Source organism: Vibrio porteresiae DSM 19223 (assembly GCF_024347055.1).
In the GTDB taxonomy this organism is placed as follows: Bacteria; Pseudomonadota; Gammaproteobacteria; order Enterobacterales; family Vibrionaceae; genus Vibrio; species Vibrio porteresiae.
Genome location: NZ_AP024896.1, coordinates 967,938 through 994,909, shown reverse-complemented (window position 1 = coordinate 994,909; position 26,972 = coordinate 967,938). Strand labels below are relative to the sequence as shown.

The following is a 26,972-nucleotide window of genomic DNA, read 5'->3' as shown; positions in this document are numbered from 1 at the left end:
AGTGCAGAGATCCCTAGTAATGTAAACGATTGCGCAGTATGATGCGCGGCGCAAAAATGATGACGAACTAGGAGAGTAAATCAGATGGGATTGATGTTTGGGTCAAAAAAAGGCAAAGCAGCCCCAACACCGCGGCAGGCATTGATTGCCAGTGCCAGTGGTTATGCAATGGATGGATTTGATTTATTGATCTTGGGTTTTATCTTGCCTTTGATTGTGCAAAGTTTAGGGTTGAACGCACAGCAAGCGGGCTCACTGATTACGTGGACACTGTTTGGTGCAGTGGCGGGTGGCATGATCTTTGGTCAATTGGCGGATCGCTTTGGGCGCATTCGTATGTTGAGCTTAAGTATTCTGATTTTTTCCGTATTTACGGGTCTGTGCGCCGCAGCGCAAGGATATTGGGATTTATTGGCTTATCGCACTTTGGCTGGATTTGGTCTAGGCGGTGAGTTTGGTATTGGCATGAGCCTTGTTGCCGAAGTGTGGTCTGCTAAGCAACGTAACCGTGTCTCTTCTTATGTCGGTCTTGGTTGGCAAGCCGGTGTTTTAGCCGCTGCACTTTTAACACCTCTTTTAGTGCCTCATATTGGTTGGCGCGGCATGTTCCTAGTGGGTTTGATTCCAGCCCTGAGTGCGTTTGCTATTCGCCATAATATGGGTGAGCCAGATGCCTTTGTAAAAAGTGATACGGTACATGTCTCTTACTGGGCACGTTTTGCTTCTTTATTTAGTGACAAGCAGACATCCATGGCGAGCATTGGCGTTATTGTGCTCACATCAGTACAAAACTTTGGTTACTACGGCATTATGATCTGGATGCCGAGCTATTTGAGTAAGCAGCATGGATTGAGTCTCACTCAATCGGGCGCTTGGACGGCGTTTACTGTGGTTGGGATGACCTTTGGTATTTGGTTGTTTGGTCAACTTGCTGACCGTTTTGGTCGTTGGAAGATTTTCCTTGTCTACCAAACCGGAGCTGCAGTGATGGTCTATTTTTATGCACAATTAAGTGACGTGCAAACCATGCTAATTGCCGGTGCGGTAATGGGGCTTTTTGTGAATGGCATGATGGGGGGCTACGGCGCCTTGATCTCCGATCTTTATCCCGTGGAAATGCGCGCAACGGCGCAAAATGTGCTGTTTAATATCGGTCGTGGTGTCGGTGGTTTTGGGCCATTTGTGGTCGGTACGATTGCATTGGCTTCATCGTTTCATACCGCTATTGCACTTTTGGCCTCAATTTATCTATTAGCCATGTTGGCGACCCTGTTTTTGCTACCCAAATCGGCAAGTGAAGTCGAAGCGGAAACAGTGGCTTAAGCATTACTTTTAATCAGCGTAATGCAGTAATGAGATGACTCTTAAGGGAAGCGTGAATGCTTCCCTTTTTTACGCGCTTTAATCGGTGATAAAAACCTGCCAAATCTCTCTCATCTACTTGTTTTTCAAGCAAAGAATGTTAGCTAACGAGCAATGTCTGCATGTCTAAACCGCAACAGATATGCGATTAGGTGATCTGAATCACAATCGATACGATTGTTCCAATATTTCTGTCATAACTATGATACAAATCTTGCCTAAATATGACATTCGTCGCAAAAAACTCCTTATCGCTAGAGCTTATTGTCAATGATGAGAATCAAAACCCTTTCGCTAACCAATTTTCGCGCATTTCAAGACACGCAAGTGATTGAATTTGCACCAGTGACTCTTCTGTTTGGTTCTAATAGTGTGGGCAAAAGTACCGTGGTCACCGCACTTTGCTATCTACACCAACTCTTGTCGCTTGGCGATTGTGAGCCCCGTCGCTTACTTCTTTCGGGAAATAAGTTCATTGGTGGCTTTGCTCATTTGGTGAATGGCAAAGATCTCAATAAAAAGATGCGCCTGAAAGTGGAATTTGATGTGACTTCTGCAGAGGAGCTGCATTGTTATGTCGATAGCTTGTTCTATTTGCAGCAGAACCCAACGATTGCAAATGACGCTTTATGGCAGGAGTGTCAACCGCTGCTCAATAGCGTGGCAAAACAAGCGACTTCTATGGCGGTTGAAGTGGAAGTGTCATGGTGTCAACAGCATCACATGGCCTATGTGTCCCAGTGCCGTACTTGGATGAATGGGCATGAGCTGACGACGTTGCAAGCAGCACAAGCGGGTACACAAGCTATCGTTAGCCAAATTTGTTTGATTCATCCGCTCCTAAATGTGTCAGCCGAGCAGGCAAGTTGTCTTCATGAACGATTAGGTCTTACACAACAAGAGCACGTTGTGATCGAATCCCAACAAGGCGCCTTACCAGTGTTGGGGCAGCGAATTAACTCGCTGATTTCATGCCCAGATGGGCTGTTGAAACGACGAGTCGAGGAGGTCATCAGCGATTGTGTGGTGGCGCCATTGGATAATTTAGCTCAGCTTTTGTCTCGTCTGATCAATATTGGACCACTGCGCCAAATTCCCGATTCGACATACACCGCTGGCAAATTCATTCAGCAAAGTGACTGGTACTCAGGTAAAGCGGGTTGGGATCGTCTCTATCAATCGAATCAACATGAGATCGCGCAAGTCAACAAGTGGCTTGGGGGAAAAGATCAATTCGATCTTGGCTATGCCTTTGTATTTAAAAAAGTATTCAAACAAGTTCAATACGCAAATGATCCCGATCTTTTCAGTCGCTATACCTATCAACAGATAGAAGGTGAACAAGGCGATATCGCTTTAGATAAAGTGGTGTCGTTCCAACATAGCGAGAAAGAAGCGATCACCCTGTGGGACTTAGTGAACGATTTGGAAGTAGCGGCATCGGACATAGGGGCAGGTATTTCTCAAGTGCTGCCTCTGGTCATGTCTTCCGTATCGGCTCAATCGAGTTTGATTTGTTGTGAGCAACCTGAACTGCATATTCATCCGCGCGCTCAAGTCGCCCTTGGCGATCTGCTGACGCAAAATGACGAGCGTAATCACTACTTGATTGAAACTCACAGTGAGCACTTGGTGCTGCGGTTACTGCGCCGCATCCGTGAAACAACGGAACAGCGTTTGCCGGAATATATGCAAGATGTCTCGCCAGATGATATCTCGATTATGTATTTACAAGGTACTGAACAGGGCGTTATCGCCAAGCGAACCAGGATAACCAGTGATGGTGACCTTGATTGCGATTGGCCTGAAGGCTTCTTTGACGAAAGGGATGAGGAGCTGTTCTGATGTACAAAGAGGTTGCATTGGATCCTGAGTGTTTGGCGGAATTTCATTATTACGGTCTGCTTAAAACCGATTTTGGTTTTGAGCAAGGTCGGTATTTGGTTGCACCAATTAAGTTATGGGTAAAAGAAGCGGTGAACGCGGTGAAACACTCCGACATGCCGCCGATTCGGCAAAAGTCCGTTAAAGCCTATTTAAATAAGTTACAACGTCATAATCAAGAGTCACATATTGTGTTGCCGCACGATCGAGCCGATATCGATCGTGAGCACAGTTATCGTGATTGGCGGGAATGGGTAGTACAGCAGCATCAGTACCGTTCATTTAATGCAGTTATTGCCGAAAAGGGGATACTTGAGAGTATGAATTACGACGATATTTTAGAAGGTGACGAACGTTGGGATGTATCGCCAACATTGTGGATCGATAAAACCCCAGATCAGATTATCAGTGCGATTACCCCGTTACTGTTTCTTAGTGAAGAGCTTGTCATTGTTGACCAATTTTTTCACTTTGCCAATAACTTGGTGTTGCAAAAACTGCTGTATTCATTACAGGTTAAACCCACCATCAAAAAGATATTGATTGTGACTTCGATTGAGACTGCCGATCCACAGGTGGTCTTTGAGCAAGAGTTCGTGAGCCGCTTTGGCTACTTACCCGTGATCGAAATCTTAACTGTCCCCGTGCGTCATTTTCACGATCGCTACATGATCACTGAGCGCGCCACGATTAAAGCCGGACATGGATTTGGCTTTAGTCCGATGCGTGGCACTCAAGCAGATCGCGTTAGCATCAGCTTGTGCAGTGAAGAGGAGAGCGATGAAACGCGCCGCTTTGTGGATCAATATCTTGCTGATCATCCAGAACACCACATCCGTTTCGAATTAACCGAATTGGAATAACCATAAAGAGCGCGCGATTGGGCGCGCTTTTGTCATCTGAATAAATTGACATACATGAGCGTGGTCAAACTGAGCACGCACTTTTCGTTTGCTAGGAACCGTTTTAACCCATGAAACCTGTGCTTCTTGCCATTACTGGCGCCAGTCCCCAAGTATTAACCGAAACGGTTTATGCATTAAGTGTCCAAGGTAAAACGTTACCTGAAGTTATCCATGTCATCACCACTGCCGATGCGAAAGCATTACTGGTCAAAGGGCTGTTTGTGGATGGCGAGTGGGCTAATCTCGTGCGCGATTATCAATTGCCACCCATCGAGTTTGATGAATCGCATATCCATGTGATCAGTGATGCCAAGGGGAATGAACTCGTTGATGCAAAAGGGGAAGAAGATCAGAGTATCATGGCTGACTACATTACCCGTATGGTGGCAACGTTAACCAGCGATACCGAAATCGCCATTCATGCCTCCATAGCGGGCGGGCGTAAAACCATGGCATTTTATTTGGGCTATGCGATGTCGCTGTTTGGGCGTGAGCAAGACACGCTCAGCCACGTGTTCGTCAACGAATGCTTTGAATTTGTGCCTACATTTTTCTATCCCACTCCAGACGATCACTGGATCGAAGGAAGGGCAGGACAAGGAAAAATTAACGCGAAAGAAGCGCAAGTTACTCTGGCTGAAATTCCTTTTGTGCGTATGCGTAACCATTTTGACAGCAAGTTACTGTCGCACCTTGATGATGCCTCATTTTCTAAAACCGTGGCGTTAATGAACAAGGCGCAAGATACTTTAAATATCACCATCAACTTAAAAGAGCGCTCGTTGGCGGTGGCAGGGATCACCATTAAATTGTCACCTAAGTTACTGGCGCTGTATCTGTTTATGTTGTTTCAACCCGCTCGTCGAGTAAAACTCAGTACTCAGTTTGTCAAAGAGACACAACACACCAAACATTACCTTGATTACTTTTACCAGATGCGCGGCGATGTGCGGGTCTACACTACCTTTGGCATTTTGGATGAGGGCGATTTCATCCGCCGTGAATTTGCAGATTTAAAACCGCTGTCGGCTAAGTTTATGCAAGAAGTCCGCACCCAACTGCATAATAAGTTGGCAGAAAAGCTGCCCAATGAATTAGTAGAGAAGATCAAAATTCACTCTGATGGCGTAAAAGGTGGCAGCACTTACCACATTGAACCTGACATCAATATTCATTATGACTATTTACACACCTCGGAATTTGCCCCAGCAAGTTAAGGTCTGATAGTCCATTTTGTTGAGTTAATCCTTTCTTTAGCCCCCATCTAACGCTCGAAATAGGTGGGGGAACCTCTACGAACGTTCTTCGTATTCCTTAGCCGCCACTGCAAATTGGCGTGTTTGTAGCACGAGATAATAATTGCACCGCAAATAACCTTACTTTTTATAAGTGGAATGTTAGATTTCAAAAATGTTCTTGTACGAATATTTATAGTGTTATTATTGGTTAAGATATTGAAATATATCAACAATACCTTGTATGTGACCTAGATTCCGTTTTTGTTATGTAAACCGAATTCCTTGACGTAGCTCAAGTCGAGGAGTAATTTCCACACCACAATTTGTTACGCTTATGTATCTGATGTAAGCGTCTATTGATGCTTTGGTTGTTATTGTTTTAGAAAACAGATCATTCAAAGCACACCGCCTAAGAGTTTGAAACAAAAATGACTCTTGTGTCTTGCTGAGTATCTTTTGGATGGTTTCCATCTTCACTGACGCAGTTGCACCAGTGCACCAACTATTAACAGATCAGCACTATAGGAAAACTCAACTTCCTATAGATCACCGCGGCGTTGCTTTCGTCTGATTAGCATAAATGCGCATTCAGTTTAGTTAAGGTTTTAGGTTCCCATCGAGTGAGTCAAACCCAAGTCGTATTCGACTATTTGGATTTACCACGATCACTACACCTCATCTACTCTTGAGTTGAAAGCGCTGAGAATTAAGTGAGAAAGTCATATGAGTATTAAAGAGTACAACGGTCCAGCTGGTGGTTGGGGCGCGCTAAAAGCCACAACTCGTCACCTTCTAAAAAGTGATAACGTCGCTAAAAACATCATGAACTTGATGAAAACCAACCAAGACTATGGTTTTGACTGTCCTGGATGTGCGTGGGGTGAAAAAGGTGTCCCAGGACGTTTTCGTTTCTGTGAAAACGGCGCAAAAGCAGTTAACTGGGAAGCAACAACTCGTCGTGTGGATCGCAAATTCTTTGAAGAATACTCGGTTGACTGGCTCAACAAACAGACGGATTATTTCCTTGAATATCAAGGTCGTTTGGCTGAACCAATGCGTTATAACGCGGCAACTGACCATTACGAACCGATCAGTTGGGATGATGCGTTAGATTTGGTGGCGAAACATTTAAATGCGCTCGACAATCCTAACCAAGCAGAATTTTATACTTCAGGTCGTGCAAGTAACGAAGCTGCTTTTGTTTACCAACTTTTGGCTCGTCGCTTTGGTACCAATAACTTCCCTGACTGTTCTAATATGTGTCATGAAGCGACCAGTGTGGCGTTAGGCAAAAACATTGGTATCGGTAAAGGCACAGTGACCATGGAAGATTTTGAAATCGCAGATGCGATCTTCCTCTTTGGTCAAAACCCAGGGACTAACCACCCTCGTATGCTTGAAACACTCTCTAGTGCTTATCGTCGTGGTGCGAAAGTGCTTGCGTTTAACAACCTAAGAGAACGTGGTCTTGAGCGTTTTGCCAACCCGCAAAACCCAATTGAAATGATCAGCTACGGTTCGACGCCAACCACCAGTCATTACTTCATGCCAAAATTGGGCGGAGATATGGCGGTGGTACGTGGTATCGTGAAAATCCTATTAGCGCGTCATGAAGAAGCGCAGCAAAGTGGCGACGCTTTGTTCGATCTTGAGTTTATCCAAACTCATACCCAAGGTATGGATGCGTACTTAGAGCAAGTGAAAGCAACCAGTTGGGAACAGATCTTGGAACAGTCGGGGTTAACCCTTGAAGAGATCACCACGGCTGCAGACGTTTATCAGAATGCTAAACGGGTTATTGTCACTTGGGCGATGGGTGTGACCCAACATAAACACTCAGTGGCAACCATTGAAGAGCTGATCAACTTGCAATTGCTGTTTGGTCAAATTGGTAAAGAGGGCGCAGGTTTGTGTCCGGTGCGTGGTCACTCAAACGTGCAGGGCGACCGTACGGTCGGTATCAATGAAAAACCCAATGCGGCTTTTTTGGCGAGTTTTGAAAAAGCGTTTGGATTTGAGCCACCAAAAGCGCATGGTCATAACGTAGTGAATGCAATAGAAGCCATGCTGCGTGGTGAAAGCAAAGTCTTTATTGGTCTTGGTGGTAACTTGGTGTCTGCTGCACCTGATACTGATCGCGTTGCCCAAGCTATGAGACAGTGTAATTTGACTGTGAACATCTCAACCAAGTTGAACCGCAGCCATGTTAACCCTGGTCACGATGCGTTGATTCTGCCATGTCTAGGTCGTACTGATGTTGATATGCAAGCAACCGGCCCACAAAAAGTGACGGTAGAAGACTCTTTCTCTATGGTGCATGCATCATCTGGTCGTCTTAGTGCTGCCACCGAACATATGCGTTCTGAAGTGGCTATCTTGGCGGGTATTGCGCAAAGAACCTTGGGTGAGAACAACCCAGTTGATTGGCAATCGTTAGTGGATAACTACGATAATATTCGCCTTTTGATTGAAAAAGTGATCCCTGGCTTTAACCAATTTAATGAACGTTTGGATGTCCCTGGTGGTTTCTACCTTGGTAACTCTGCTCGTGATCTAAATTGGCAAACACCGCAAGGCAAAGCACAAATGGCAAGCAATGCGTTACCTTTGTCCGTTGTGCCTCACGTGAAAGCAGAAGAACAATCGAGCAATATGTTTGTGCTACAAACCATGCGTTCTCACGACCAATACAACACCACCATCTACGGTTATGATGACCGTTATCGCGGTGTATTTGGTGAACGTAACGTGGTGTTCTTAAACCCACAAGATATTGCAGAGCAGGGTTTGCAAGCTGGCGATTTAGTGGATATTGAGACCGTTTGGCATGATGGTATCGAGCGTAAAATTTTCGGTTTCAAAGTGGTTGCGTTCAAAATTGCCAAAGGCAATATTGCCGCTTACTTCCCTGAAGCGAATGCGTTGATTCCATTAAGCAGTAAAGGGGATAAGAGTGATACACCAACTTCTAAATCCATTGCTGTCACGGTAACTCGCTCACAAGCAGAGCCGTTACTAGCACGCGCATAATGATTGCTTACTTGCTGAATTAAAGTGAAAAACTCGCCCTTAGGCGAGTTTTTTTATGAGGTTAATTAGCTAATGAAAACTATCGTTTCTATGTATCGTTTGTAGGTATCAGTTCACTATCAACTGATAGAGTTTATCGCCCAACGTACAGGGTTGTGGACGCGCCAAATAGAAACCCTGATAGAAATCGATCGGCAGCTCTTTCATACATACCCACTGTTCAGCGGTTTCAATGCCCTCAATCACCGTTTGCGCGTTGACTTGTTTTGCGACATCTAGAGCATAGATGAGAGGGTCGCGAAAACCATTCATATACCGTTCGAGTAAACCGCGATCCAATTTGATAATGCTCGGCTGCACGATATCCACACGATGTTTTGTTGAGGCGCCAGTACCGAAATCATCAATGGCGACTCTCATTCCGTTACGCAGATACTTTTGGGTGATAGCACACAATCTCGCTTCGTCATCAACTGGGGTTTCGAGCAACTCCATGACAATTTGTGAATGCTTGATCTCTAGGTCTTCCAACTTGGAAAAGAAATTAGCGTATTGGAAATCGTTGTCGATAAACTCTTCACCGATAAGTGGCAACATATTGAGGAACAGAGATAAGGAGGAGTAATTTGAATTGGCAAAATTGCGAATATGAATCGCGCGGCACAGCCGCTCGACGTTAATCTTATCTCCATCACTGTATTGTGGTGAGGTAAAGAACAAATCAGGTCGAATGTTGAAATTATCTGGTGTAGTAATGCGGACTAATGCTTCGACTGCGACGATGTCATAGTCGCGAGTAAAAATAGGCTGATAAACACTTTGCAATGTCAGACCATTGTATTCAGCAGTATATTGACCCTGTTTATCTACGCTCAGATACTGCAGAAACGATGGCTGTTCTCTGAGTTCCATATCCTTTCCTTTTCTATGTTAATCAATATATTAACATTCGTTCGTGTACCAATTTGTTTATGTAACTAATTTAGTATAGAGCATATCTAGAGTGCTGACTCAAAATTAGCCAACCTTTACATAACCATGACCTAATGTTGATCAAAAAAGTCTTTGTTGCGAATGTAGCGGCTCATCAAATGGTATGAAAAAGGGCGAATGGCCCATGAAAGCAAAGTTCGCCCTAAGCGAATCAGGGTTGGGGTATTCTCATAGACACGTTGATTGTGTAGCCAGAGAAGCTTGCCGACATGCCAATAGTAAAATGGCAAGGGGGGTAAGAAGGTAACAATGTCGAGATCGCAGCAGATACGATAGGTTTTTTGTTGTAAACGGTAGTGGCGATGTAAGCTCCATCCGCCAATCGCAGGCTGACCAAACGTGACGACGCGTTTGATGGTGTGTGGATGTTGTCGCTCAATCCTATCGGCAATCACACATCCCATGGCGCCACCCGATGAGTGACCGGTGATACTGATTCGCTTTCCTTGTGCGATAAGCGGTGCCAAATAAGCATCTAACCGCTCAATCACCGATAACCCTAATGTATCACTGTTGTAACTCGGACGGCTCTCTTGTAAGAGCAAATGTAAAAATCCCGCGTGAATGCGATAGGGTAACCCGATCTCGCGGGCACTGCGTTGATGCATTGCTAAGGTGGCTAACCAATCTCGCACGGAATGCGACCCTTTGATCACTACGATTACTTCATCATCGGCTTGGCTCCACAAAACGCGAATGACGATTTGCCCATGCTGATTATAAATAATGCGTTGACCTTTAGGATCAAAGCCATATTGGGTATGACGAAAGATACGTGGATAGGCGAGCTGACAAAGCACTGCATAGCGCTCATATTGATAACGTTTGAGTGGTTTCAAAGTGGCATCGAAATAGAAACAGTTCTGCTCAACATGCCACGCTTTGATGTTAATTCTATGACAGTCGTCGTTTTGGACTGTCTAGCTCCATTGAAGCACAGCATAGAGTTGAATGTACTTCTTCACTTGCTGTTGGTTTTTCGAGCGTTTAAGCGGGTGACCATATTTGAGATAGCAGGGGCTGATATGAAATAACGACTCCAATGTTTTGGTCATTTGTGATTCGCTCTCGTAAAGATTGATCCCTTGAATTCGATATTCATCAATTTCATCAGGAAGTTGCCCTGTCCACCAATGAAGCAGTTCACGACTCTTTTGGCTACGGCTTATCCAATGGTCGGTGAGTAACAACAATAGGTCATTGGGTTGGATGGCAAAACCATACTCTTCTTTCCATTGTGCGATTTCTCGCATCAATTTCTCACGGCAGGTTTTCCCAGCACTGACCATATGATGAGTCAAAATCCATACGGTGCCGACATCACAACTGACCCGATAGTGGTGCGGTTGATCTAAATAGAGAACCGATTCAATCGGGGTAAACTCACAGGGATGACCGAATTCCGTTAATGTGCGAGCTAAACGACGAGAAAACGCCAAGCCTAGGTGATGCTCACTCATGCCTTGGTTATGTATGGCTGGATAATGTTTTTCACATAACTTCAGACAATCGGTTTGGAACTCATTAACGCTTTGAGTGAGGACGTCCAGTAACAACGCATTGTTCTCCTGTCACAATAAGCCATATTCTAACGCTGAATGGATACAGACCAACGCATAGTAACATCGCCTATTTGAGATAAAAATTCGCCTATGAGTGTTTTGGCTAGGTAGCGGGTCTGTAGGTCGGTTGATAAATGGACTGGAAAAAGGTAACCGATAGATTTTGTTACAAAGAAAACGCTCTGTAACCACTATAAACGTGGTGAGCAAAAGCCGCAAATCTTACGCCACAATAACTGGTGGTAAATCACGTTAACTCCTTTGCCAACAAGCGGTTGAGAGCTATTTGCTACCGCACGTTGCGCGTCGACTTTTTACCTTGTTCGAAAATATTGAGGATCTTATTCAATTTGTCTGGCTGTAGCCCAAGATAGGCTTCGTAAATACTTTGTTATATTCGCTTTATCAATAAGCAAATAGTTTGATAATTATCTGGTCTAATAATGAGGTAAATGAATGGCTTATCCGGTGACTCATTACAATTTGGTGGCTCGTTCTATCCACTGGGTTTCGGCTTTAGTGGTGATCGGCATGTTCAGTGTTGGTTTGTGGATGGTGGATTTATCTTATTACAGCCAGTGGTATCAAACCGCGCCGCATTGGCATAAATCGGTCGGCTTGCTCTTAGCCGGTCTGACGCTGTTCCGGTTTGTCTGGAAACTAGTGACCGCATCACCAGATGTTGAAGGGGGAACCCTGGTTCGTATGGCTGCAAAAGCAGTGCATTTGGTGATGTATGTGCTTCTTGCTGGGCTATTTATTAGCGGTTATCTGATCTCGACAGAAGATGGACGAGGTATTGAGGTGTTTAATTGGTTTACTTTGCCAAGTGCAGGGGAACTGTTTGCTCATCAAGCCGATATCGCTGGCGATTTTCACTTCTATGCTGCTTGGATTCTCATCATCCTCGCTGCCGTTCACGTTTTAGCTGCGCTTAAACATCATTTCATCGATAAAGACAACACGCTTCGTAAAATGACAGGAGTCATCAAATGAAACAAAAAGCACTGACCATGGGGCTAGCTTTGGCCTTATCTCTACCTTTCACCGCCAATGCTGCTGACTATGCGATTGATACTCAAGGAGCACACGCTTCAATCAATTTCAAAGTTAGCCATCTAGGCTATAGCTATACCGTGGGACGTTTTAATACCTTCAATGGTGAGTTTTCTTACGACCCTGCGAACATTGCTGCGTCAAAAGTGACGGTTAATGTTGATACCACCAGTGTGGACTCAAATCACGCTGAACGTGATAAGCACATTCGTAGTAAAGATTTTATTAATGCGTCAAAATTTTCTACCGCCACATTCACCAGTACCAAGGTGACGGATTTGGGCAATGGCAAATTGGCGATTGATGGCAACTTAGATCTGCATGGACAAACTAAGCCGATTACTATTGATGCTCAATTCATCGGTGGTGGCAAAGATCCTTGGGGTGGTGAGCGTGCCGGTTTTACCGGAACAACCCGTCTTGAGTTAGCCGATTTTGGTATCCCTGTAATGGGACCAACCAGCTACGCAGAGATGAGTCTCTACGTTGAAGGGATTAAAAAGTAATTTACATCTCTCTATGAGGTAAACCTAATGAGTGCCGCTCGTCTTTCGATGCGTGGCATTTTTATTAGCGGCTTACCCTTATCATGTCTTTTAGGTATTGGCATTGGCCATGTGAACTACGCGCGACAGAGTGGCGCGGATAAGCTTAGGGATCTGCTGTTCACCACACGACTCTGCATAGTTTACGATGGCAAGAGCTAAGTCCGGTTTGGCAATTTTCTTCAAGACCTTAGTTACCACTTTCTTCGGTGGAATAGGGTGATCGGCGGGCAGTTTGACTAAACCGCGGAAAAACGTTTCAAAGCCATTGATATAGAGAAAATGTTCAATATCCTGCTCAGGCAGCTCGGTTAACCTGTGAGACTGCATATCATGACCAAGCATACTGCGCACCGTCGCGGCGTATTTTTTCCCAGCAGCATCACCATCGGTCACCACATGCCAATCGATACCAAATGCTTTGGCTACTTTGATCATTGAGCGCAATCCCGACTGGGCAAATTCGATGATGTTAATGCCCTCAGCTGCGAGGTTATAACCACATTGGCGTGCCATTTCGCTAAACAGCCAAACTTCTGTTTCTCCTTCCACTAATAGCCAACAGCGAGAGAAGAGTGCTCCCGAGCGATGAAAACGCAGATGAAACCCAATGCGTCGCATCTCATCATTGGATAAGCCTTTGGTTGGCATACTTAAAGCGACGGTTTTTTCTTGTCGCCGAATTAAACGGCGCAAAGAAGAGAGTGGTACGGAAGAGAGCATGTCAGAGCTATTAGTCGTTAAGATCTTCTGCATTGGTAACATAGAGAGCAGGCTCCATGCTCTTGCTAGGTGAGTTGGATGTAACCGACCTTCCGGATCTTCAATGATCAATATCGGGCGAGCACAGCGACGTAACTCATTAGGTCCCTTTGCTTGTAAATAGGTATTTAACAAACGTAAAAAGAGTAGGCGAGTCTGACGATTTTTGGTTTCACTGACAATTTCGCTCAACGTTTTGCCATGATGCGGCACGCTATAGAGCAGGTTATTTTCTTGACGATTGGCGGGCTTACGGGGCTGGTTTTTATAGGAAAAATAGTGCTCAATCAAGGTGTTCATTGCATTAAGACTTGAGCGCATCTCGCCTTTGTTAACGTGACCTGGAATCGCCATTAAACGGCGGCACGTATTGTCGATACGTTTTTCCATGCGGGCATTTTTATGATTACCATTCTCTTCAGTGCGTGGAAAGCGGCGTGAGTCACGTAGGCGAATCACTGGGTGTAAGCTCATCAGCTCTTGCGCCAGTTTTTCGGTTTGATGCAGTAAAATCGGTTTGCCTTCTAAGTCGAGAAAATCGTATTGCGTGGTCACTGAATTGTTGTTTAACGAGGCAAAAACGCGGTAAATGATTTTAAATTGCCCTTGGGTATCTTTGCGCCAAAGTGGCTTTATCCGGCGATGACGTCCAGCATGCGGTTCTTTTTTATCTGTACTAACAAATGAGAGAATGATTTGCAGATCTTGGCTAAGCGGTTGGGAGAGCGAATAATCGATATGAAAATCTTTGCGATCAAATTGATAAAGCTTGCCATCTGGCGGCAGCATGACCGACAAGGCGTCCAGCAGAGACGATTTACCCCAAGTGTTTTCACCAATTAAGGTCGTCAATTCATCAAAGCTGAGAGAAAGGCGGCGAATACCACGAAAACCCGAGATTTCAATTCTCTCTAAATGCATAGGCAGCTCCTCACTTGTCATTTTTGTTCTATTATGATTTCAGCATAGAAGAAAAATCGAATAAAAGCAGAATCTTACCTCACAAAAATGGCGCAGCTCTCAACAGTAGAAAAAAGCACGCAAAATCCTAAGTGTGATCAACCTCATATATGATAAAGTGTCGACTTCAATGTTTCATCCGCCATGAAATTTGGCTGTAGGCTGATGAACTTGAGCATGCAGTAAAGAGGGAATATGAATAATACCGATAAAACAACGTCAATCACTCTGGCTCATATCAATGACACCCACTCCTATTTCGAGCCAACGTCTTTGCAATTGCACCTGCAAATTGAAGGTGAAACTTTATCACCCTTTGTCAGTGCTGGCGGCTTTGCTCGAATTGCGACCCGCGTTGCTCAATTGCGTAGCGATGCTACGCGGATGCAAAAAGAATTTCTGTTTGTCCATGCGGGGGATTGTTTTCAGGGAACGTTGTACTTCTCCTTGTTCAAAGGCAAAGTGAACGTCGATATGCTTAATGCGCTGCAGATTGATGCCATGGCGTTGGGTAATCACGAACTCGACATGGGCAATGAACCGGTGGCTCGTTTTGCCAAACGCATTCAGTTTCCTTTGCTGGCGGGCAACTGGGATCTTTCCAATGAGAGCCCCGATAAAGCTCATACCTTAGCGGATAACCCGTTGATTAAAGCCTATAACTCGACAGCTCAGTGTGCTCGCTGGATTGTAAAAGGGGAAGGACAAGATCGCGTGGCGCTGTTTGGTGTCTCGATTGATAAAATGGCGGATATTGCTAACCCCGACTGGGATACGCCATTTATTAACGCGGTTGATGTGGTTAAGCAAACCGTACAAGCCATTCAAGCTAGCGGCATCAATAAGATCATTTTGATAAGTCACCTGGGGTACGATCAAGATCTAGAACTGGCTGAGAAGGTCGATGGGATCGGCGTGATTGTCGGCGGACATAGTCATGTACTGCAAGGGGACTTTAGTGACTTAGGGCTGGGTAAACAAGATACCTATGGTCAAAAGGTTAACGATACTTATGTGGTTCAGGCTGGCTACTACGCTTTGGCATTAGGTCATTGTGATATCGAGTTTGATCAATCTGGACGGGTAGTGCGTTTTCAAGGTCAAAATGAACTGCTGCTTGGTCGAAGGTTATTTCTTGATGCCAGCATGAACCAAGCGGGTTTAGATCAACGTTATCTCACTGCGTGTGACTATTTAAACCAGCATCCCTTGGTTGTGGTATGTAAAAAAGATCCTGACGTTCATGCAGTGCTCTGCGAAAAGTACATGCCGCAGGTGCGAGAAATGCAGCAACAGGTGGTGGTACAGATTCCTCATTCACTGCGTCATGTGCGCATTCCAGATGAACATGGGCCAAGTCAAGTGGCGCCATTGGTCGCTCGTGGTTTTTACGAAGCGATGCGCAAGCGCGGTTATCCCGTTCAGTTTGCGATTCATAATGCTGGTGGTGTAAGAACGTCGATTCAAGAAGGCCCTTTGACTACGGCAGATATTGTCGGTCAATTGCTGCCGTTTGCCATTCCGGTCGGAGTCTATCAAGTGAAAGGGCAAGTGATTGCCATGTTGCTTGAAGGGGCGATCAATAATGCCACCAATAACGGTGTTGATGGAACGGGCTCGGGGAGTTTTCCTTATACGCATCACTTACAGTTTGAATATCATGCCCATTTACCCAAAGGACACCGTATTCGCCAACTGCGTATTTATGAAAATAATCAATGGCAACCTGTTGATGCTTATAGAAATTATTACGGTGCATCCTCTGCCTATACTATCAAGGGTAAAGAGGGTTATGATGCCTTTTCGGAGCTAACAGAAACGCCGAAGATGAGCAATTTAACCATGGCGGATACCTTTGTTGAGCTTCTCACTACTAATCCTAAAATTATCGATAAACCAGTAAGTTACGATTTTTTTAGTTATCAAGAGTAAAAATTACTTCAGAGTGGCACGTCCTTTGCCGATAACAGTGTATGTTAAGGTCAATGAGGAGATCACGATGTGGAGTAAAGATTGGCTTGATACCATTATGGTGGTGGCTTGGGTAAGTGTTTGGGTCGCTATCGCCTATGTCGTTCCTTTCACCAGTAGCTAATGGTGAATTGTCCTTCCCAAGAAAAAGCACTGCCTGCTGTGATAGTTATATTGTGGGTAGTGCCATCAGATAAAAGGAGCTTCGGCTCCTTTTTCATTATTGTAGCGACAGTAAAATTGTGAAATGAGCGAGTGCTCCCTACGCAAATTTTCAGCTATAAACGCGTGGTAGGTTGGTTGTAACCTTAATTTGTTTGGGTATACAATGATCCGCGTTTGGGGAGTAGTCGCCAATGTTTATTTGTCGTCATCACGTTAAGCCAATGCTTATCCGGCAAATATAAGTTTCTTACTGAGACTTCGACAAGACCAACACAGAGCAAATAGAGGTAGAGCATTTCGGCCTATCTCCGTTACGGTGTTTCTGTGGAAGGTCAAACTCTATCTCACCTTCCACCTTGTATATGTGGGGGTGATCATGACAGTCACTGGATATCTTCTGCTTGGGCTGGTGGCGCTAGCGCTATTCTGCATTGATTTATTTCTTTCAAAAACGACGCTTTCTTTACGTAATGCTATTTTATGGAGCCTCTTTTGGGTCTTGCTAGCACTCGCGTTTGCTGTCGGTTTGGTTCATATTTGGCCGTGGATCTCTGGTGATGCAGAACTTTCAGGCAAACAAGCTTCTCTCGCTTTTATTACCGCGTATCTTCTCGAAAAATCCTTAAGTGTCGATAACCTCTTCGTATTTGCCATTATTTTTCAGCAATATTCCGTGCCGTCAAAGATAAGGCCGAGAGTGCTTTTGTACGGAATTATCGGGGCACTGGTTTTACGTACAGTGCTTATATTTATCGGTACCGACATGATTCATCGTATGCATTGGATTATGTATCTCTTTGCTGCTTTGCTCATCTACTCTGGCCTCTCTTTAGTATTTGCCAAAGAGGAAGAGGACGACATCAGTCCCGCACCAGAACGCTGGTTACGACGCTATTTTAGTGTCACGAAACGCTACCATGGTGACCATCTCTTCTTACGTCGTGGTGGTAGTTGGTTAGCGACACCGGTAGCTGTGGTGGTTGCGGTGATTGCGTTTATGGATGTGATGTTTGCTCTTGACTCGATTCCAGCCATATTTGCGGTGACACAACATCCTGATCTTATCCTCTCAGCGAATTTGTTCGCATTACTAGGATTAAGGTCACTGTTTTTTGTTCTACAAGGATTGTTAACAAAATTTACCTATTTGAAACCTGCGCTCTCTATTATTTTGGTGTTTATTGGTATCAAAATGGTGCTGGGTGGGACCGCGTGGGAGATCTCGACTGCTGCATCGCTAGGCGTGATTCTATTGACCATGACCCTTGCTATTGTAGCTTCTGTGTTTAAGGCAAGCCGAAACCGTGTGACCAACCTGTAGCCCTGTGTGTATTTAATCGGTTGAGAGGAAATCACTAAGGCGTTGAGTCACTTGATCTAATAAGGAAGAGGTATTTTTCTTGGCTTGTGAGTCGTTATCGATTTGGAATAGAGGATTGATTTGGTGCTTATGCAACAAAACAGCATGCTTTAACTGGGGAGTTAGAGTCTGAGTGCATAATTATTCTTTGACTTGTTAATACGGTTTGGCATTAGAAAAAGTAATGTGAAATGGCAAAATATGTCATTTCCTTCCAGAGCTAAGATCGCCTACATTTAGCGCGTAAATTGATTAACCGTTAAAAAAACAGAGAGGCGCTTATGTCACAAGTAATGCAAATCAGCACTGTTTTAGCGCATACAGCATCGGATAAAAAAACCTATGCGGTTAATTTCAAAGGATTGATTTCGCACCTGGTGGATATTTTGTTTGTCGATCATGGTCATGTACAGCGCTACGATAGTGCCCAATTGTCTGCACACCTGCAACGTGATATCGGAATATCACGTTAAGCAAAATAAAGACTCATAAAAAACCGCTGACGAAAGTCAGCGGTTTTTTTATTGTCGTTTTTCTCTGATTAGTCGAAAAACAGGCCCCTCAGCACTGGCAATGATAAGGGGCTAAGTGTTTATTGGCCGAGTTTTAAGGTGTAATCACCTGAACCTGAGTAAGCGAGAATGGCCACATAATAGTAACCTGCGCCGCCGTTATACTCGATAAGCTCATTTGAGGTGCCTTCATTTTGCGAAACCGCGACTGCTTGCCATTGGTTATCGACTAGCTGATAGAGCGCGATACCAAAATCGGTATTGGCTGATGCCTCTAGTGACACACGCAAAATGCCGCCGCCAGCAAATTCAAAATAGCTACCATTGGGTTCAATCACAGAGGTATACGCTTCAAGATGACCGGTAAATGTATTACTGGTGCTTGACCCTGTATCACCGGAATTATCGCCGCTGTTATCGTTGCCACTGTCGGCATTGTCATTCCCTGTATCTTGGTTATGAGTCGGTTCTACGTTAGGCGTTGATAAGAAAGTAATTGTCTCGCCTGGTTGGGAAACATCACTGATGTTTAGGCCAGATTCACTGCCATCCCACCATAGTGAGTTTGTGCCTTTTTCAGTCAACGCATTAGGTAAAGTGGCTGTAAATTCACCGTATTGGTGATAAACGTCATTCTCGTCACCTTGGTTCACCGAGTTTTCAGGATCACGTTTGCCATCTGCGTGTTCCATTTGAATGTAAGGGTGCCACTCATTATCGCGATCACCATTTTTATCAACGTGGAAAATCGCTAAGCCAGATCCTAACTGTTCTGTGTTTTGTCCAGTTTGGTTAATTGCCTCAATATAAAACGCTTCATTGGCGTTATTTGGATTACTCCATTTGTAAGACGTGTTTGAGACATTCTGGGCGGCGAGTTGCCCAGTCGGTGCATTGGCATCAACCGCTGGGTTAATTTCAGTGACGGTATCCCAACCGACCAAATCACGAAGTGGAGCAACAGGTGGAGTAGGTTGGTACATCGAGCGGTAGCCAACAGCACCAAAACCCATGATACCGTAACTTGCTACCGAGCCTTGCGAGCTGCCATCGTAGTCATAAAGATCAGGCCAATCAAAGAGTAGGTGACCAGACTCATGAGCAAAGGTACCGATAGCTAAGCTGTCACTCATATCTGAAATTTGGTAGTTATTGGTGCAAACGCCATCAGCACAAAAACGTGGGTACAAGCCCCCCATGTGAGGCCACAAGCCTTGTGACCATGCACCACCTGAGGTGCCCGCGTACATAAAGTTTAAGCCACGGATCTGTTTATTCGCATTGGTACTAAGCGTTGAGAAGTCGAAACCTTGTTCGTCCTCAAGCCAATTCAATGCTTCTAGAATCAATTCACGGGCACGTTGGGAGAACTCAATACTCGGATCGGTATAGTAGGATTTATTGTGTTTCGCTGTGTAGTATCCAACGACGGTGTTCGAATAATCAAGTTTGCCACCTGAAACCGAGTAATAATAACCGCGAATAGATTGTTTATTACCAAATTCGGTGTATTCAGAGGCGTTTAAAAAATTGTTGATTTGTTCTGTCGTCATGGTTCCTTTTTCGTCTGGGAACTGAATCATGACAGTTAATCCGCGTACGTTACCCAGAACGTGATTCGCTGAATTACTGGCTAGCGCTTTTGACGAAAAGAGAAAGTCATTTTTATCTTGAATGTCTAGCAACTTGGCTTTGGCCTCTTCAGCCAACTTCAATTTAGCATCACGATTTAAACCTGGTTCACGGTGATATTTTTTAACCAGTTTTGATGAAAATAGGGGATTAGTATCAGCTACTTTCTCTGTAACCAATTCGCCAGTAGAGATCAACTCATCACCAGAATCAGAAACTTTTGCATAGGCCATACCTTTTAAATTGGCATCATAAATGACCAAACGCCCCATTTTTGTACGTTGCTCGGCATAATAATCGTTACCTTCCAATGTCAACGTAATGACTTCACCGTTAGGTTGTTTATATTCATATGTCTGACCGTTGTACGGTATTGCTGCGTGCACTGCACCGGAAAGCAAAGATAAACAAAGAACACCACTGCTTAGATGTTTATTCATAAAAGATTACCTTAGATGATGAAATTTGGCACACCTTGGTCCATAACCCCATTGTCTATAACTCATTTCCTCATAACCAAGTTAAAAATAACAATGCGTGTAGATTAACAAGTCACTAAATTACAAGGTGAGAGATACCTAACCCTTGATAAATCAGGTTTTGATAACTAGATGTTGATGACTCAATTAATGTTTCATCAACATCTATTTGGAACACGGTTTGGTATAGAAATTGTGTTTATAAAACAGATTGAGATCCAACATAATTCAACACTCTGTACTGAATAATATTGAATTCCCAATCCAGAGTTATGATTTTTGTGTGCTCTATTTAATTACTAATAAGTTACTACTAATGCGAAAAGCTGATATTAATGCATCAAAATCAGAAGCGAAGTTTAATTAAATTTACAAATAGATCTATTGTTTAAACTATAAATTATTCATTTATGAGACATTTTGTGTATCATTATTGATTCTTAATGGATAACAATATCAATATAGAATAAAGTTGAAATTAAATGTAATTAAATGTGTAGAATTGGTTTTGTGTGAATAGAGTGTTTAATCTAATGTAGGTGTTGACTAGGCTTGACTGGTATTTCGTGTGAATAGTTGATTGAAGTAAATATATAAACCTATCGGTCAAAAAAGAAATTGCGCCAAATTTGGCGCAACAAAAAGAAAAATAATATTTAAGAAAAGACACATGCGAAAGAGAGTGGTTCTCTTTGTAGACACCGATATTAATTTCGATTAGTGACAAATAAATGGCTTTAGTGTGGACATATGGTGTCAGGTATGAATTCTTTGTGACAAAAAAGGCCATTAGTTGAACACTAATGGCCTATATTAAGTCGCTGAACGTTAACGCAGCTTAAATTTGTTCACAATGGATGCTAAACGCTCATTGATGCTGGAGATATCATTCACTTGTGCTGAGGAGTTTACGTCGTTTTGATTGAGTTGTTTTACTATATCGGTTATTTCCGACATATTTTTACTGATCTCGGCGGTCACGCGATCTTGCTCTTCAGCAGAGGTGGCGATCTTCACACTTAGATCAGTAATGCTCTCAACTTGAGAGGTTAAGCTATTTAGTGATTGCTCGACTTCTGTTGTGCCATTAAACGTTTCGTGACAGGTGGCTTTGGTTCCCTCCATAAGCGTTAGAACTTCTTGGCTACCATCGAGCAACTTGGTTAACGCTCGTTCAATTTCTTCAGTGCTCTCTTGGGTGCGACTGGCCAGAGCGCGAACCTCATCCGCAACCACTGCGAAACCACGACCTTGTTCGCCTGCACGCGCCGCTTCAATAGCGGCATTAAGAGCAAGTAAGTTGGTCTGAGAAGCGATGTCACCAATGACACTTAAGATCTGATTAATCCCCTTAGTTTCGTCACTCATATTGCTCATGCTGCTCGCAGTGTTTTCCACATCGGAAACCAAGCGATCAACGTAAGATTTGGCGTTATTTAAGATGCGCAATGACGAGCTACCCATCTGCGACACCTCTTTGGTGTATTCTACCGACTCTTGCGCATTCTGCGCGGTCATATTCGCAGTGGCGCTCATCTCTTCAATCGCCGTTGATATCTGCTCCGTTTCTCTCACATGGCGGTTAAGAATGCCGGAGTTTTGCTTCGATGTTTGCTTGAGTGAGGAGATGTTGTTTACTAACTGACTTGAAAAATCCTCAATTTGCAGCATCAGTGATTGAAGGTGCGCGATGAATTTATTGACGTCGCTAGCAATGATGCCGAGATCGTCAGTTGACGTCACTTCTAGACGTCGTGTTAAATCACCTTCACCGCTGGCAAGTACGCTAATCGTCTCTTTGAGCGCCAGAATAGGGCGATACAGGATGTTGAGCAGCAGCATGGTCAACAAGACGGCAATCACCACACAGACTAGCGTCAAAATGATGGTTTGCGTTGCCATATCATCTAACGCCGCAAAAACAACGTGTTTATCCAAACCAATCAATAAATACCAGTTTTTGTTACCGTAGGGGATTTTCTCTGCAAACATCACTTTGTCGACATCATTAAGTCGATATTCAATGCTGCGATCGCCGCGCTTAATTTTATCGACCAAATGTGATATCGAACTGAAGCTAGAGAGTTTGTCGCCGATTTTAACCGCTGGAGATGTACTGGCAAGAATCGATGAATCATCTTGCATGATCAGCGTTACCGCACCTTTCATATCCACTGACTGAACAACGTCTTTTAATACCGTCAGTGGAATATCAGCGAGCACGACAGAACCCGAACCCGCTCGTTTACCAATACTGACCATGAGCTCCTTGGTTGTTGCGTCGGCATAAGGTTCGGTATAGATGAGACCAGATGTCGCCATTGCCTCTTTAAACCAAGGACGCTGCGCGGCATTGTAGGTTGATGGGTTTTTGTAGTCAGTCCAACCGGGCAGAGGATAGGAGCAGTAGGCATCCCCATTATCAAAGCCGATGGTAATGTTAAATATGTCTGAAGTGGCAGCAGCCATGCGCATATTCTGTGCATGGTTTTCCGTGTAATTATTTTTTTGGTAATCATCCGCCAGATTATCAATCGCGTTGGATTTTTCGCTAATGAACGAGTTGAGTTTCCCCGCGATTTGATGCACATAATTCGTGGTGTTTTGGTAGATAGTTTTAGTCAGAATGTCACTAGCACTGCGATAGTTAAAGTAATTGGATGTCCCAACCGAAAGTCCGGTAATGAGAGCGGAGGATAGAATTAGCGTCCGTTTAAAGCCTAGCTTGCTCATAGTGTCCCCATGATTGTAATCACCAAGCGTTAATTCACGCTCGATGTGCCACCAGATATCACTGTACTGGTTCCAACGAGTTAGATTGAAAAGAGTCGAATTGAACCCGAGTTGTCAGGTAGTAGAACTACATACCATTGCATAAACGGGTTACCAAAAGAGTTTAGGACAAGAATTTCAATAAGATCCAAATAAATAGAGTTGGAGATGTGACAATACGCCAAATTTGTCATACCTCATTGTGTTAATGCTCTGGGCGAATGGGGATGTTTGACGAATTAGAATGAGTATAGGCAGGGAAAATGTTTTGAAACGGAGCCGAGGATAAAAAAACAGGCACCGCAGTGCCTGTCTTAAATAGCTTAACCGAACAGAAATTACTTCTTACGGCAGTATTCTGCGATAACGTACATTGATTGTCCGTTCGCTTTACCTGAAATCAGTTTTGGATCATCAGATAGGCTGATACCACGAATCACAGTACCTTGTTTAATGACTTGGCTTGAGCCTTTCACTGGTAGGTCTTTGATTACCGTTACGTCGTCACCTTTTTTCAGTTCAACGCCGTTTACGTCACGAGGTTTTTCAGCATTATCATCCATACCGATAGCTGCCCAGTTTGCCACTTCTTCTTCCAAATACATCATGTCGAGAAGATCTTGTGCCCAACCTTGTTCAGCCGCAAGGCCTTTTAGTTGACGCCATGCTAGCACTTGAACTGGAGCTTCTTGGCTCCACATGCTGTCGTTTAGACAACGCCAGTGGTTTACATCTACTGTTTCTGGATTTTCGATTTGACCTTTACAGGTATCACAAAGCATCACAGCGTGATCGACAGTAATTTGCGTGTGAGGAGCAACAACAAAAGGCGCTAGAGGAGCGTCAGCGGAGCATAGCTCACATTTTGAGTTGCAGCGTGCAAGTAAAGTTGCTTCAGTAGACATCTGTTTCCACCATTGTAAATTTCGTGAGCGGCGTATTATCCATTTTATACACAAGAAGAAAAGGGATATTCACCGAAATCGGCAAAAATCATGATCTTGTGTGACTTATATCATCTCAATAATGCCTGAAAAGTGAATCATTACGGGCTTTGATGTGTTATTAGTTTGGTTCAAGGTCGGAATGAAAACAAAACTTTTTTTTCGTGTTTTTGCCCGCTAAAATACCATTTAACTATTCATTATTAGGAGCTTGTCCATGAATATCTGGAAAAAGCCAATAAGTCTTGAGATTCTTAACGCCACATCCAAAAACACGCTAATCGACCATTTAAACATTGTTTACACTGAGATTACCGATGAGAGCATTAGCGCCACTATGCCGGTGTGTTCTTTTACTCATCAACCGCTAGGAATGTTGCATGGCGGAGCATCCGTGGTGTTGGCTGAGACGCTAGGTTCTGTTGCGGCGAATTTCTGTGTTGCTGACGACGAGTTTTGTGTGGGTCTTGATATCAACGCCAATCATGTGCGCTCAATGCGTGAAGGGATGGTGATTGGTACCGCAACACCCATTCACCGCGGCGTATCAACCCAAGTGTGGCAAATTAATATTACTGATGAGCGCGATCGTTTGGTTTGTACCAGTCGCTTAACGATTGCGGTGCGCAAAGCACGTAAGCCAGAGTAAAGCCATGTTGATTGAGTTTAGCCAAGGCAAAATCATTGTGACTCCCCACGAAATCGTGGTGAGATTCTCATCATTACCTCAGTGTGTGTTACAAGCCGAGCAGAGTGCGGTTTCCTTATTTGGCTCGGGTGCTAATATACTGATGGCCAATATAGGTGGTGTGAAGTGGTCTGTGAAATTGGATACTCCAGAGCAGATTGAGCTGATCTCACAAGAACTTGGCTGTGAAATTGCGTAAATAACACCTAACGTTGTGATCCACCACAAAGGCGTGCTTGCTTTATCGTCATAAAATGAGGAAACTTATTTTTATTACACTGACGTAAGAGATTTTCCCCTATATGAGTAGCCCACGCCTACGTGTCCAGTTTGAAACCCTATTTGAATATTTCGCTGGTTTGGATGCGGAAACCCAGCTCGAAGATGTCACGGAAATTCTCTGCTGTACTCGCCGTAATGCTCGTATTGTTCTAAATAAAATGGAAGAAGAGGGCTGGATTGAGTGGCATCCTGCGGCTGGTCGCGGCAAATTATCGCGGTTGAACTTTAAGCGTAGTCGATCGGACGTCAGCGAAAATTTGGCCAGACGTTATTTAGACGAGGGTAAAATCGGTCAAGCGTTAGGAGTGTTAGAAAACGATGCGGCGAAATTAACGCAAGTTATTCAAAGCTATTTAGGCGTCCAGCATTCTGAGGGGATGCCGGTGGTGCGTTTGCCGTACTATCGTCCTCTTTCTATGCTCAATCCCGCCAAATCCATGCGTCGCTCAGAGCAGCATATTGCTCGGCAAGTCTTTAGCGGCTTAACTCGCTTAGATGATAAAGAAGAAATCCGTCCTGATTTAGCCCATAGCTGGGAAGCCATTAGTGCGCGCCATTGGCGATTTTATCTGCGTCCGGGCGTTAGGTTCCATAATGGGGAGCTGCTGACCACAGACATCGTTGTAGATAGCATTTGGCGCTTACGTACGCTCAAACTCTTTTCTCATCTGGAATCGGTCGATTCACCAGGAGATTGGGTGGTTGATATCTATCTGTACAAGCCAGATCATCATTTACCACTTTGGTTGGCCGAAACCAGTGCCAAAGTAACACTGCCCGAAAGCTCACGTAGTGACGATTACGATTTAATGCCAGTGGGTACTGGCCCTTATCGAGTTGTTCTCAATGATGACAAGCGCTTGGTGCTGCAGGCCTATGACGGTTATTTTGGTTTTCGACCGCTATTGGACCGTGTCGAAGTGTGGGTGATTGATGAAGTGCACTCCTCGCTGGTTTTCCCCTCACTGACAAACCCAATGAAATCGGGGCGTAAGACGTCATTTACCGAAGATGTTGAACTCGATCCTGGTTGTACTTATCTGTTGCTTAATCGTAAGCAAGGATTAGCTGCTCAAGATGAATGGGCTGATTATTTGTGCAACAAACTTACCTCGCTAAATCTGCTACGAATGTTGCCAGAAGAGTCGATTGTCGAAATGGGACTATTGCCCGCACATGGTTTGAAACCCGGTTGGTATCACCGTTCTCTTACCGATGTGATTCATGTACCGCGTCGGGGGCAAACGGTCAGAATTGCTTATCATGCTCGTCATCCAATGTTTCCATTGCTCGCGGATGCTATTGAAAAACTGCTGAGTGATGATGGCTTGAAAGTCGATTTTGTGCGCTATGAGCAAAACGTTGAGGATCCAACATCGATTGATGTGTGGATTAAAGCCATGGGCATTGCCAATCATCGCGATGATGCCTTAGCGGGATGGTTGCTCAATGACTCGGACATTGAATTAGTGAGCCGCCAAGAGGATTTTAACGCTTGGCATGAGCTCGTTGATGAGTGGCGTGAAGAAGACGAGGTCCCATTCCCTGGTCGAGAAATTGGTAAGTCACTGATCGAAAAAGGGCAACTGGTACCATTATTCCATTGCTGGTTAGGGGTATCGAAAGATCAATGCGGCGCCTTACAAAACGCAAAATGCAACGCGTTGGGGTGGTTTGATTTTAGCCAAGTGTGGATTAAACCTGATCATATTTAATTTGCTTTGAGATTTCACCCAGCGATGTGGAAAACGGTCTAAGCTAAAAGTGTCGATACACTCTATTGAGGAAACTATGGGGCTTGGTTTAATCGTCGCCTTCATCATTGTTGGTCTACTCATGTTGCGTAAAGAGATGAAGTCGTAATCTATAA

General features: G+C 44.2%; 20 protein-coding genes. 13 read left to right on the top strand and 7 right to left on the bottom strand.

All coding sequences use genetic code 11. The annotated features are described in order from the left end of the window. Positions 1-84: 84 nt before the first annotated feature. The 5 genes from OCV11_RS21155 to OCV11_RS21135 all read left to right on the top strand — a co-directional run bounded on the left by OCV11_RS21155 (position 85) and on the right by OCV11_RS21135 (position 8,419). A complete protein-coding gene (locus OCV11_RS21155; RefSeq protein ID WP_261896399.1) occupies positions 85-1,323 on the top strand; it encodes an MFS transporter in 1,239 nt (412 codons plus the stop codon). A 309-nt stretch (positions 1,324-1,632) separates the two neighbouring features. Beyond that, positions 1,633-3,207, top strand: a complete 1,575-nt coding sequence (locus OCV11_RS21150) for a DUF3696 domain-containing protein (RefSeq protein WP_261896398.1) — start codon at positions 1,633-1,635, stop codon at positions 3,205-3,207. Beyond that, positions 3,207-4,109: a hypothetical protein gene (locus OCV11_RS21145; protein ID WP_261896397.1), complete on the top strand. Its 903-nt coding sequence runs from the start codon at positions 3,207-3,209 to the stop codon at positions 4,107-4,109. The genes OCV11_RS21150 and OCV11_RS21145 overlap by 1 nt, the downstream gene beginning before the upstream one ends. Before the next feature lie 110 nt (positions 4,110-4,219). Beyond that, complete coding sequence (gene csm6, locus OCV11_RS21140; protein WP_261896395.1) at positions 4,220-5,368, top strand: CRISPR-associated ring nuclease Csm6; 1,149 nt, start codon at positions 4,220-4,222, stop codon at positions 5,366-5,368. Positions 5,369-6,112: 744 nt separating this feature from the next. Further along, positions 6,113-8,419 carry an FdhF/YdeP family oxidoreductase gene (locus tag OCV11_RS21135; RefSeq protein ID WP_261896394.1) on the top strand — a complete coding sequence of 769 codons (2,307 nt, stop codon included), beginning with the start codon at positions 6,113-6,115 and terminating at the stop codon, positions 8,417-8,419. A gap of 108 nt (positions 8,420-8,527) precedes the next feature. Here OCV11_RS21135 and OCV11_RS21130 read toward each other — a convergent pair whose 3' ends face one another. The 3 genes from OCV11_RS21130 to OCV11_RS21120 form a co-directional block, all read right to left on the bottom strand. Then, positions 8,528-9,331, bottom strand: a complete 804-nt coding sequence (locus OCV11_RS21130; protein ID WP_261896393.1) for an EAL domain-containing protein — start codon at positions 9,329-9,331, stop codon at positions 8,528-8,530. Positions 9,332-9,462: 131 nt separating this feature from the next. Beyond that, the gene (locus OCV11_RS21125; protein WP_261896392.1) at positions 9,463-10,251 is read right to left on the bottom strand and encodes a lipase family protein; all 789 of its coding nucleotides are present in this window, start codon (positions 10,249-10,251) and stop codon (positions 9,463-9,465) included. Between the two features lie 81 nt (positions 10,252-10,332). After that, entirely contained in the window at positions 10,333-10,968 is a 636-nt protein-coding gene (locus OCV11_RS21120; protein ID WP_261896391.1) for a hypothetical protein, read from the bottom strand. Between the two features lie 462 nt (positions 10,969-11,430). On the opposite strand from OCV11_RS21120, the gene OCV11_RS21115 reads away from it, so the two are divergent. After that, a complete protein-coding gene (locus tag OCV11_RS21115; RefSeq protein ID WP_261896389.1) occupies positions 11,431-11,970 on the top strand; it encodes a cytochrome b in 540 nt (179 codons plus the stop codon). Continuing rightward, the gene (locus tag OCV11_RS21110; protein ID WP_261896388.1) at positions 11,967-12,536 is read left to right on the top strand and encodes a YceI family protein; all 570 of its coding nucleotides are present in this window, start codon (positions 11,967-11,969) and stop codon (positions 12,534-12,536) included. The genes OCV11_RS21115 and OCV11_RS21110 overlap by 4 nt, the downstream gene beginning before the upstream one ends. 90 nt (positions 12,537-12,626) lie before the next feature. Here OCV11_RS21110 and OCV11_RS21105 read toward each other — a convergent pair whose 3' ends face one another. Continuing rightward, positions 12,627-14,258, bottom strand: a complete 1,632-nt coding sequence (locus OCV11_RS21105) for an ATP-dependent endonuclease (protein ID WP_261896386.1) — start codon at positions 14,256-14,258, stop codon at positions 12,627-12,629. Between the two features lie 234 nt (positions 14,259-14,492). Here OCV11_RS21105 and OCV11_RS21100 point away from each other — a divergent pair, with 234 nt between their 5' ends. From OCV11_RS21100 to OCV11_RS21090, 3 genes are all read left to right on the top strand, one after another. Beyond that, on the top strand, positions 14,493-16,229 hold the full coding sequence (locus OCV11_RS21100) for a bifunctional metallophosphatase/5'-nucleotidase (protein ID WP_261896385.1): 1,737 nt from the start codon (positions 14,493-14,495) through the stop codon (positions 16,227-16,229). A 580-nt stretch (positions 16,230-16,809) separates the two neighbouring features. Then, positions 16,810-17,754, top strand: coding sequence for a TerC/Alx family metal homeostasis membrane protein (locus OCV11_RS21095; RefSeq protein ID WP_261896383.1), 945 nt, complete (start codon positions 16,810-16,812; stop codon positions 17,752-17,754). 320 nt (positions 17,755-18,074) lie between these two features. Continuing rightward, a complete protein-coding gene (locus tag OCV11_RS21090; RefSeq protein WP_261896382.1) occupies positions 18,075-18,266 on the top strand; it encodes a hypothetical protein in 192 nt (63 codons plus the stop codon). A gap of 119 nt (positions 18,267-18,385) precedes the next feature. Here OCV11_RS21090 and OCV11_RS21085 read toward each other — a convergent pair whose 3' ends face one another. From OCV11_RS21085 to OCV11_RS21075, 3 genes are all read right to left on the bottom strand, one after another. Beyond that, positions 18,386-20,377: a M6 family metalloprotease domain-containing protein gene (locus OCV11_RS21085; RefSeq protein WP_261896381.1), complete on the bottom strand. Its 1,992-nt coding sequence runs from the start codon at positions 20,375-20,377 to the stop codon at positions 18,386-18,388. An 867-nt stretch (positions 20,378-21,244) separates the two neighbouring features. Further along, positions 21,245-23,149, bottom strand: coding sequence for a methyl-accepting chemotaxis protein (locus OCV11_RS21080; RefSeq protein ID WP_261896380.1), 1,905 nt, complete (start codon positions 23,147-23,149; stop codon positions 21,245-21,247). 377 nt (positions 23,150-23,526) lie between these two features. Continuing rightward, positions 23,527-24,093: a PhnA domain-containing protein gene (locus tag OCV11_RS21075; RefSeq protein WP_261896379.1), complete on the bottom strand. Its 567-nt coding sequence runs from the start codon at positions 24,091-24,093 to the stop codon at positions 23,527-23,529. 256 nt (positions 24,094-24,349) lie between these two features. On the opposite strand from OCV11_RS21075, the gene OCV11_RS21070 reads away from it, so the two are divergent. From OCV11_RS21070 to OCV11_RS21060, 3 genes are all read left to right on the top strand, one after another. Beyond that, entirely contained in the window at positions 24,350-24,781 is a 432-nt protein-coding gene (locus OCV11_RS21070; RefSeq protein ID WP_261896377.1) for a hotdog fold thioesterase, read from the top strand. Positions 24,782-24,785: 4 nt separating this feature from the next. Next, positions 24,786-25,019 carry a DUF3389 domain-containing protein gene (locus OCV11_RS21065; protein WP_261896376.1) on the top strand — a complete coding sequence of 78 codons (234 nt, stop codon included), beginning with the start codon at positions 24,786-24,788 and terminating at the stop codon, positions 25,017-25,019. A gap of 103 nt (positions 25,020-25,122) precedes the next feature. Continuing rightward, positions 25,123-26,817, top strand: coding sequence for an SgrR family transcriptional regulator (locus OCV11_RS21060; protein ID WP_261896375.1), 1,695 nt, complete (start codon positions 25,123-25,125; stop codon positions 26,815-26,817). The last annotated feature ends 155 nt before the right edge of the window (positions 26,818-26,972 follow it).